The sequence below is a fragment of the Mesorhizobium sp. P3_A9 genome (assembly GCF_056402975.1).
Genome location: NZ_JBFUGJ010000245.1, coordinates 1 through 9,189, shown reverse-complemented (window position 1 = coordinate 9,189; position 9,189 = coordinate 1). Strand labels below are relative to the sequence as shown.

Here is a 9,189-nt window from a genome sequence, read left to right as displayed (position 1 = left end):
GGGCGAGTGCAGTTGCCGGGACGGACACTTCTGCACCGGGCCCCGCGGCGGCCATTACTGCATCACTGACAGCGGCCCCAAGAGCTACCTGAAAAAGTGATGCACGGCATGGTCGTAATAGAGCGCTCTGGCAGTGGTGACGCCTGAGCCGGGCAAGAATCTGTGTCATCTGAAATCCCGCGTCTTCACCTTGATGTTGTCGATGTGCAGGTCCGGGATGTAGATGTCGCGGCTGCGCAGCCCCTTGGGCGGCAGCTCGCGCGGATCAGGCCCCGAGCCGCCATTGCGCACCTGGTCGCCGCGAGCATGCGGCACGGGAAAGCTCCCCTCGCGTTCGCCGACGCTCGCCAATTCGGCGGAAAGGTCGGTGATGCGCCGTGCGACGAGGTGAACCACTTCGCCCTCGCGCTGAATGCGGCCCCGCACCGCGACCATGCCGGCCGACAGAACGGTGCGCCGGTGCTGCTCGAACACCTTCGCCCAGACAACGAGGTTCGCAATGCCGGTCTCGTCCTCAATCGTGATAAACATGACGCCCTTGGCCGAGCCAGGGCGCTGCCGGACGAGCACTATGCCGGCCGCTTCCAGCCATCGGCCGTCGCGCGCCTCCATCGCCTCGGCGCAAGAAACGATGCGCCGGCGTCGAAGGTCTTCGCGCAGGAAGGAGATCGGATGGCTGCGCAGCGTCAGGCCGATGTGGCGGTAGTCCTCCACGACCTCGCCGCCGGCAGTCATCGGCCGAAGCACCACCGCCGGTTCATTGATCTCCGGGACCATCTCCGCCTCACGAGCCGATGCGGCCGCGAACAGGGGGAGCGGCTCGTCGCGCAACGCCTTGATCGCCCAGAGCGCCTCGCGCCGCGCGAGACCAAGTGCTGGCCGGAACGCGTCGGCTTCGGCTAGCTGGACAAGTGCAGCCTGCGGCACGCCGGCGCGCCGCCAGAGATCATCGACGGAGCCAAAAGGCTGATCGGCGCGCGTGGCGACGATCATGCTTGCATAGGCGTTGGCCAGACCACGCACCATGCGCAATCCGAGCCGGACGGCGAAGCGGCTATCGTCGGCGACGGGCTCAAGCGTGCAGTCCCATCGCGAGGCGTTGACGCAGGCCGGCCGGATATCGATCCCGTGCGCGGCCGCGTCGCGCACGATCTGTGCCGGCGCGTAGAAGCCCATCGGCTGGCTGTTCAGCAGCGCCGCGCAGAACACGTCCGGGTGCCAGCATTTGAGCCAAGCCGAGGCATAGGCGATCAGCGCGAAGGACGCGGCGTGGCTTTCGGGGAAGCCGTAGGAGCCGAACCCTTCGAGCTGCTTGAAGGTCTGCTCGGCGAAGGCCCGCTCGTATCCATTGTCCACCATGCCCTCGATCAGCTTCATCTTGAATGACGACACGCCGCCGGTGAATTTGAAAGTGGCCATCGACTTGCGAAGCATGTCGGCTTCGCCCGGCGTGAAGCCGGCGCATTCGATGGCGACGCGCATCGCCTGTTCCTGGAACAGCGGCACGCCCAGCGTCTTGCCGAGCACTTTTTCGAGCTCCGGCTTCGGGTAATGCACCGGCTCCAGCCCTTCGCGGCGGCGCAGATAGGGATGGACCATGTCGCCCTGGATCGGACCGGGGCGCACGATCGCGACCTGCACCACGAGATCGTAAAAGGTCCTCGGCTTCAGCCGCGGAAGCATCGACATCTGCGCCCGGCTCTCGATCTGGAAGGTGCCGAGCGTATCGGCCTTCCGGATCATGGCGTAGGTGCGCGGATCTTCGGCCGGGATGGTCGCAAGGTCGAGCCGGATGTCCTTGCAGTCAGCGAGAAGATCGAGGCCCTTCTTCATGCAGGTCAGCATGCCGAGCGCCAGCACGTCGACTTTCATGAATTTGAGTGCGTCGATATCGTCCTTGTCCCATTCGATCACCTGGCGGTCTTTCATGCTGGCCGGTTCGATCGGCACCAAGTCGTCGAGACGGTCATGGGTGAGCACGAAGCCGCCGGGGTGCTGGCTGAGATGGCGCGGGGCGCCCATCAACTGGCGGGCGAGGTCGAGCGTCAGCCGCAGGCGGCGGTCGGCGAGGTTGAGGTTGAGATCCTCGACATGACGGTCCTCGACGCCCTCCTCGGACCAGCCCCAGACCTGACCGGACAGAGTGCGGATGAGATCCTCCGGCAGGCCGAGCGCCTTGCCAACATCGCGAAGCGCTCCCTTGGTGCGGTAGCGGACCACTGTTGAGCACAAGGCTGCGTGGTCGCGTCCATAGGTGTCGAACACCCACTGCATGACGATCTCGCGTCGCTCGTGCTCGAAATCGACGTCGATGTCGGGCGGCTCGCGGCGCTCCTCGGAGACGAAACGCTCGAACAAAAGGTCGTTGCGGCCAGGATCGATCGAGGTGATGCCGAGCACATAGCAGACCGCCGAATTGGCGGCCGAGCCGCGACCCTGGCACAGGATGTCCTTCGACCGCGCGAAGCGCACGATCGCATTCACGGTCAGGAAGTAGGGCGCATAGTCGAGCTTCTCGATCAACCGCAGCTCGTGGCGCAGCGACGCGACGACGCTGTCCGGCACGCCCTCGGGGTAGCGCGCGGCGGCGCCCTGCCAGGTCAGCTTGTCGAGCGCCTGCTGCGGTGTCAGCGACGGGTCATCGCGCTCCTCTGGGTATTGGTAGGCGAGCTCATCCAGGGAAAACCGGCAGCGGTCGGTGATCTCGATTGTGCGTGCCAGGGCATCCGGATAGCGCGCGAAAAGCCGGTGCATCTCCTGCGGTGGTTTGAGGTAACGGTCGGCATGCCGCTCGCGGCGCTCGCCGAGCGCGTCGATGGTGATGTTGTGGCGGATTGCGGTGACAACGTCCTGGAGGATGCGACGTCCTGGCTCGTGGAAGAGCACGTCGTTGGTGACGACGTCCGGCACCCCCATCTTGAGGGCAAGCGCTGCCAGGTCGTGAATGCGAAGCTGGTCGTTGGGCCGGCGCCTGAGCGTCAGCGCCATGTAGGCCCGATCACCGAATGTCTCGCGCAGATGCCGCAGGCGCAGCGCCAGGGTTTCATCGGCCAGATCTGGCAGAAGCACGGCGATGAGGCCTTCGCCGTAGGCGACGACATCGCTCCACTCCAGATGGCATTTCGCCTTTCCGGCGCGTCCCTTGCCGAGCGAGAGCAGCCGGCACAGGCGGGAATAGGCGTCGCGGTCCGTCGGGTAGACCAGCAGCGACATGCCGTCATTGAGGTCAAGCCGGCAGCCGACGATGAGGCGCACGCCCGTCGTTCTGGCGGCCTCATGGGCGCGAACGATGCCGGCGAGACTGTTGCGATCGACGACGGCTAGTGCCTCGATGCCTTGGAGAGCGGCCTGCGAAAACAGTTCTTCGGCAGAGGACGCGCCGCGCAGGAAGCTGAAATGCGAGGTGACCTGCAGTTCGGCATAACGGACGTCGCTCATCCGAACACCCCATGCAGGAACCAGCGGTGCGAGCCCGTCGCCGCATCCTCGCCGTCGCCGGCGCGGTAGAGCCAATAGCGCTCGCCGGCTTCGTCCTCGACCCGGAAATAATCGCGCACCGCCACCAGCTCGGCGTCGCGCTTCCACCATTCGCCGAAGACCCGCTCCGGACCGTCTGCGCGCTTCACGCGCCGGCGCACCCCGCGCCAGGTGAAGGACACCGGCGGATGATCGGGCAACAGCGCCACCGTCTCGACCGGATCGGGTTGCGCCAGCAAGCGCGATGGCCGTGGCCAATGGCCTGGCCAGCCCGCGCAGGTATCGGCGGCCATCGCCGCGATCTTGCCGACCGAACGCTCCGGCACGTCGCTGGCAACGGGTGCAAGCCGGTAGACCGCGCGTTCGCCGACGCGGTTCATTAGCGTATCGATGAGGTCGGATATATCGGGCACGCTCTCCTCGACGAAGGAGCTCTCGACCTGACTGCGCTCCAGGGGCTCGGCCAAAGTCGCCGCCAAAATCATCGTCTCGATGCCGAAGCCGGGCGCGATGGTCTCGATCTTGTCGCAAAGCAGCCGGGTCAGCCGTTTGGGCTCGCGGACGGGCTTTGCCATGCCGACACGGATAGCTTGGGCCTGGCTGTCGACGCGCTGGCAGATGAGATCGAGACGGCGCGCGCCGAGGCCGCGCCGTTCCATCAGTTCGCAGAGCTGGACCACGAGCTTGCCGATGTAGCGCGCAATTGTCTCGGCCGCGCCGATCGGTTCGGCGAAGGCACGGCGGACTTCGACGATGTCCGGCGGTCGAACCTGGTTGATCGGTTCCGCGATGTTGCCAAGGGCCTGATCGATACGGCGGCCGATCTCCGGCCCGAAGCGCAGGGCGAGCGGCGCGCGTGGCTGTTCCAGGAGATCGCCGATCCGTTGAAAGCCAAGCATGCGCAGCTCGGTCGCCGTCGAAGGCGCGAGCCGCAGCGCCTCGAGCACGAGCGGTTCGACAATGGATTGGCTGTGGCCGGCCGGTGCGATGAGGATCGGCTGGCCGCCAAACCGGGCCAACGCATGCGCGGAGCCCCAGCTGTAGGAGATCGCCGCGCGGGCGACAATGCCCGACATCGCCAGACGCCCGACCATGCCCTCGAGCATGGCGGCCTCGCCGCCATGAAGATGGTCGGCGCCTGTCGTGTCGATGACGATCCCGTCGGGCGGATCGGGCGCCACGATCGGTGCAAAACGAAGCATCCAGACGGCGAGCCGCTCAAGCGCCTCGGCATCCGCTTGCGGGTCGGCGTCTTGGATCGAAAGGCCCGGCACCAGCACCTGCGCCTTCGTCACGGGCATGCCGGGACGCAGGCCGGCCGCGAGTGCCGCGGCGTCGGCTGCAAGCACGACAAGCCTGTTCTTGTCGCGGCCGATCAGGACGAGCGGGGCGTCAGCCGGCGGCGCGGCGTCGCCGGCCTTCCGCCGCACCCGGTCGGTGGGCCAAGTCGGCAGGAACAGCGAGACGACCCGTGCCATCGCACGCCTCCAATTCGAAATCGGCACTCTCGCCCGCGCGGGCGCGGATCAACTCGACCAGCCATCGGTGCCGGCCGACGCCTGGCACCGGCAGCGACGCCGAGGGCAGGACCGAGATGCGCCAGCGCGTCATCGCGGCGGTCGGCTGGCCGAAATCGACCGCCTCCGTCTGCCGCCGCCATCTTCGCAGCGCGATGCCGATCGTATGGGCCTCTTCGGCGGCGAGCTGGAGCCGCCGCGAGGCCGTCATCGTCAGGCGCGCGACTTCACCGACGACCGCGCCCAACCCGCCATGCCGGATGCCTTCTTCCATGCAAGCGAGAATTGTCTTGTCGTCGCCGGCCTCGACATAGATGACGCGGTCCGGTTTCAGGCCGGCCTGCTCCAGCGCCGGTGCAAACAGGTCGGGACGGGTGATGCACCATAAGACTTTGCCTCTTGTGCGCGCCGCGACGCCGCCGGCGAATAGCGCGGCGGCCGCGCCATCGATGGCGCCGTTGCCGCCGCCCGCGATTTCATGCAGCGCGCCGAGCGCCAGTCCGCCGCCCGGAAGGCGCGAATCCAGTTCGGCGATCCCGAAAGGAAGCACCGATCTGGCGCGCCGGCTCCGGCCTTCGATCTTCTCGATCCGCGCGCGCAAGGCGTCGATGGCGGGCTCCGGCCGCAAGATGATCGTTGATCTCCAAAAAAGCGTATGTAAGCAGGTTCTCTATTTGTTCTATGATAAGAGAATGGGAGTCAAGTGGGTATGGACCAACTGCTGGGCCGCCGCTTTAGACACGACACGCTGCTTCCAATCACGCGAACGGAGCAAATGAGACATTCGCTGTACGCCACCGCATGCAGCTGGAACCGGGTGGGCAAAGGCTTTGATGCTGAGCTAGCTATTGTAGGCTGACGTCYTGGCGAACCAATTCGGTTTGTCTCTGAGCCACCGATGCCGCCGTTGCCTCCCCTTCATTTCGCCGAGCGCACCAACGACCTCTCGAACGGGCTGATCTGGCCGAAGGACGGCTGAAGCCTCGATCGCCTATGCCGCAATGGCGCGTCGCGCGTTTCTTCCCCTGGGCAAAGCCCATTCCTCGCGGAACCAAGAAACGCGCGCCTGCGCCATCCTCCGCTTTGCTTCGGTCGCAAGCGATGCGGCGGCGGTCGCCTTCGGCCTCGCGATCGCCATCGAGGTCGCATGGTGCGGGCTCGGAAACGAAGAACGGAGACTGAAAATGGCTACCATCGGCACTTTCAAGAAGACAAATGCGAACGAGTTCACCGGCGAGATTGTCACCCTCAGCGTCCAGGCCAAGGGCGTACGCATCGTCCCCGACACCCGGGCCAGCGGCGAAAACGCTCCAAGCCACCGCGTGGTRGTCGGCAAGGCCGAAATCGGCGCCGCCTGGTCCAAGCGCTCCAACGAAGGCCGCGACTATCTTGGGCTCAAGCTGGACGATCCGAGCTTCACCGCTCCGATCTACGCCAACCTCTTCGCCGACGAGGAAGGCGAGGGCCACAGCCTCATCTGGTCCCGCCCCAACCGCCGCAACGGCGAATGAATGAAGATCCTCTCGCCTGGCAATCGCGCCGGGCGAGAGTTCTCTAGGTCTGATCAGACCGTCGCGCAAATCGTAAGCCCGCGCCGCCGCCATTTTCCGCAAGGAATTCGATTCCCGCTGTCTCAAACGCACGGCGGATCGCAGCTAGATTGTTTCGGTGCGGAATACGAATACTCCTCTCGAAGTCTACTATCGTAGTTCTGGAAACAGCCGCTGCCTCGGCTAGGTCGCCCTGACTCCATCCGAGCATGGCTCGTGCAGCACGACACTGCTGAACAGAGATCGCATCACTCTCAATATCGTTCTTTTTGGTTGACATAGGTCAAAAAAGCCGCTTTTAGTATGCCACCCAACGGAAGTCATTGATGAGGTCTGGCGAAATAGCCTCGCTCGGCCCCACTACGCGACGACGTTGATAGCTCAGGATCTTCATTGATTCTGACGATAGCTACCAATTGTCCTTTCGTCACGGGTGAGAACGGGAGGCGCCGGTGAGTGGAGATAAGGCAGCTTCACAATACCCATCAATTGGCGAAAACCAGCCGTCGGCCGATCCAGCACTTCTCCTATCCCTTGCCTGGATTGACGTTCACGTTGCGATGCTGGCCTCGTGCGTTCGGCAGCAGCAGGCTGAGGAGGGGGTCCTGGAGTGCGGCGCGCTCATGCCTGTCGGCGAAATGATTGGGCGCGGGGAGAGGGTTCGCGCCGACCGCCACTGGCCTGATTTCCTCGAGGAAGAGCAGGATGACGCTGAAAAGGCTGACGCCCTATTGGCCGAGATTGCGGCGACACCTGCTCAATCCTTGGCGGGCGTGATCGCCAAGCTTGCGGTCGTCGTTCGGGAAGCGAATGACAACACCGACCTTTGCGAATTTCCGCTGCCGCACATCCGCTCTGCGTTGGCCGATCTGCGGCGCCTCACGCATGAAACGATAAGCGACGAGCCTACCGGCTGGCCCGCAGGCGATCACTCGATCGGCTCGCTGTTCGAGCAGCCTGCATCATCGTTCGCCGCCTGGCGCGCCTTCAGCGAATGGAGCCAGGGCAATGATGAGGCCTATCGCGCCTGGACGGACACATTCAAGACACTGCAAGGCGCAAGCCAGTAGACATCACAAAAGCCCGGCCTGATCTTTCGTCGCCGGGATATCTCCTCGTCCATTCGTCAATGACGGAATCCAAGGATTTCGCTCAACGCCGCGTCCCCTTATCAAATCCGTGACAAGGGAAGGATGCGGATGAAGCCGGATACATCGCAGTGGCGTGACCCACAAGCATATGCATTCGTCAAAGCCGCCGCCGCCGATGCGATTGCCTGGGAGTTCCTGCGACGCAATCCCCAGTATCAGCAGGACTTCGCCGCCTCTCGCTCCGATGAGGCGATGCGCGCATTACGCAAGCGCTGGGGGTTGCAGTTTCGCCGCCAGGCCTGACCAATCCGCAGTCGAGCAGCCCGTCTATTGGGCGCCTCAGATCGACCCTGGGGTTGTGAACCTCGTCGAAGTTCCGCCGGATCTGCGAGCGCGGGAGTTCAGCGCCCTCGACGTTCCGCTGGCCGCAGGCCAGCGTGATGAAGTCGGCCTTCACGTGCGCTCTTCGCCGGGCGGAACGCAACTGGCGCTTCTCGGCGACGCGAAGCCAGGCGAACCACTTGCCGCCATCATCCCGCTCGACGACATGGCGCACGACCGGCTCCAAGCGATCGAGCGGTTCATCCGCTCTATCTATAGGCAACATCTTCCTGACGCCCGCTTGACCACGGCCCAGCGCCGGCGCCTAGGCCACATGCTGCGATGCCTTGATGGCCGCGCCCAGCAGGCATCCCATTTTGAAGTCGCGACCGCCCTGTTCGGTTCGCGGCTGGTCAGCGCCGCCGACTGGCATGACTCCACTTTTCGCTACCAGACGTATCGCCTCGTGCGCGATGGGCTGAGGATGGTCGAGCGCGGCTATCGCCAATTGCTGCGCGCGCGGCGACGGCATCTCTGACGAGTGCCGCCGGTCGCGTTGTTCACTTACTTGCGCTGTCTCCAAGCTGACGCCTACTCTCAATCCTGAAAAGAATGGCGGCTTTGCGCCTCATATCGGTCGTCAAAGCCCAATTCGACGTTCGTCAAAAGCGGACCTTGAGAGCGCCTGCAGAAGGCACCGGGAGCAGTACTATCACACCCTCAGCACAAGTGCCCCGGTTGTCCTCCTAGCCTCGAGGTCGCGATGAGCGTCGGCAGCCCGCGCCAGATCATATTGCCTGGGCGCGCCGATCTTGATCACACCTTGGCGCAAAGCGGCGAAAAACCGGTTTACGTGAGGCCCCAGCTTCTCAGGACTGTCCGTGTAGTGAGCGTAGTTCGGGCGGGAAATGGTGATCGACTTCGAAGAGAACCTGCCAATGTCCCAATTCCCCACAGGTCCTGAAGCTTGGCCAAAACTGACGAGATGGCCACGAACGCCCAAAGCCGCCAGCGACCCGCCAAACGTGTCATTGCCGACGGCGTCATAGGCCACATCCGCGCCCTTGCCGCCGGTCAGATGCATGACGGCCTCTGCGAAATTCTCTCTGGAGTAGACGATGACGTGATGGGCGCCGAGCCGTTCCACGATCCGGGCTTTATCATCGCTCGAGACAGTGGCGATCACCGTCGCGCCGAGATGACGTGCCCATTGCACCAGCAACTGGCCGACCC

9 protein-coding genes are annotated in these 9,189 nt (G+C 64.4%); 4 read left to right on the top strand and 5 right to left on the bottom strand.

What is annotated here, in order from left to right; all coding sequences use genetic code 11:
• Window positions 1-165 precede the first annotated feature (165 nt).
• The 3 genes from AC1DX0_RS25500 to AC1DX0_RS25490 are packed head-to-tail and all read right to left on the bottom strand — an operon-like array spanning window position 166 to window position 5,622.
• Window positions 166-3,438 carry an error-prone DNA polymerase gene (locus AC1DX0_RS25500; RefSeq protein WP_477223394.1) on the bottom strand — a complete coding sequence of 1,091 codons (3,273 nt, stop codon included), beginning with the start codon at window positions 3,436-3,438 and terminating at the stop codon, window positions 166-168.
• Window positions 3,435-4,955, bottom strand: coding sequence for a DUF6504 family protein (locus AC1DX0_RS25495; protein ID WP_477223393.1), 1,521 nt, complete (start codon window positions 4,953-4,955; stop codon window positions 3,435-3,437). Before AC1DX0_RS25495 ends, AC1DX0_RS25500 begins: the two co-directional genes overlap by 4 nt.
• Window positions 4,870-5,622 carry an ImuA family protein gene (locus AC1DX0_RS25490; RefSeq protein WP_477223392.1) on the bottom strand — a complete coding sequence of 251 codons (753 nt, stop codon included), beginning with the start codon at window positions 5,620-5,622 and terminating at the stop codon, window positions 4,870-4,872. The genes AC1DX0_RS25495 and AC1DX0_RS25490 overlap by 86 nt, the downstream gene beginning before the upstream one ends.
• A gap of 556 nt (window positions 5,623-6,178) precedes the next feature.
• Between AC1DX0_RS25490 and AC1DX0_RS25485 the strand changes: the two genes are divergently transcribed.
• Window positions 6,179-6,505, top strand: coding sequence for a DUF736 domain-containing protein (locus AC1DX0_RS25485; protein ID WP_113190782.1), 327 nt, complete (start codon window positions 6,179-6,181; stop codon window positions 6,503-6,505).
• 43 nt (window positions 6,506-6,548) lie between these two features.
• Here the strand turns inward: AC1DX0_RS25485 and AC1DX0_RS25480 are convergent, their stop codons facing one another.
• On the bottom strand, window positions 6,549-6,824 hold the full coding sequence (locus AC1DX0_RS25480; protein WP_280739588.1) for a helix-turn-helix transcriptional regulator: 276 nt from the start codon (window positions 6,822-6,824) through the stop codon (window positions 6,549-6,551).
• A 343-nt stretch (window positions 6,825-7,167) separates the two neighbouring features.
• Between AC1DX0_RS25480 and AC1DX0_RS25475 the strand changes: the two genes are divergently transcribed.
• The 3 genes from AC1DX0_RS25475 to AC1DX0_RS25465 all read left to right on the top strand — a co-directional run bounded on the left by AC1DX0_RS25475 (window position 7,168) and on the right by AC1DX0_RS25465 (window position 8,494).
• Window positions 7,168-7,614, top strand: coding sequence for a hypothetical protein (locus tag AC1DX0_RS25475; protein ID WP_477224621.1), 447 nt, complete (start codon window positions 7,168-7,170; stop codon window positions 7,612-7,614).
• A gap of 129 nt (window positions 7,615-7,743) precedes the next feature.
• Window positions 7,744-7,938, top strand: coding sequence for a transcriptional regulator domain-containing protein (locus tag AC1DX0_RS25470; RefSeq protein ID WP_477224620.1), 195 nt, complete (start codon window positions 7,744-7,746; stop codon window positions 7,936-7,938).
• 55 nt (window positions 7,939-7,993) lie between these two features.
• Complete coding sequence (locus AC1DX0_RS25465) at window positions 7,994-8,494, top strand: DUF2285 domain-containing protein (RefSeq protein WP_477224619.1); 501 nt, start codon at window positions 7,994-7,996, stop codon at window positions 8,492-8,494.
• Between the two features lie 174 nt (window positions 8,495-8,668).
• On the opposite strand, the gene AC1DX0_RS25460 is transcribed toward AC1DX0_RS25465, so the two are convergent.
• A partial coding sequence (locus AC1DX0_RS25460) for a zinc-binding dehydrogenase (protein ID WP_477357258.1) occupies window positions 8,669-9,189 on the bottom strand: 521 nt, incomplete at its 5' end.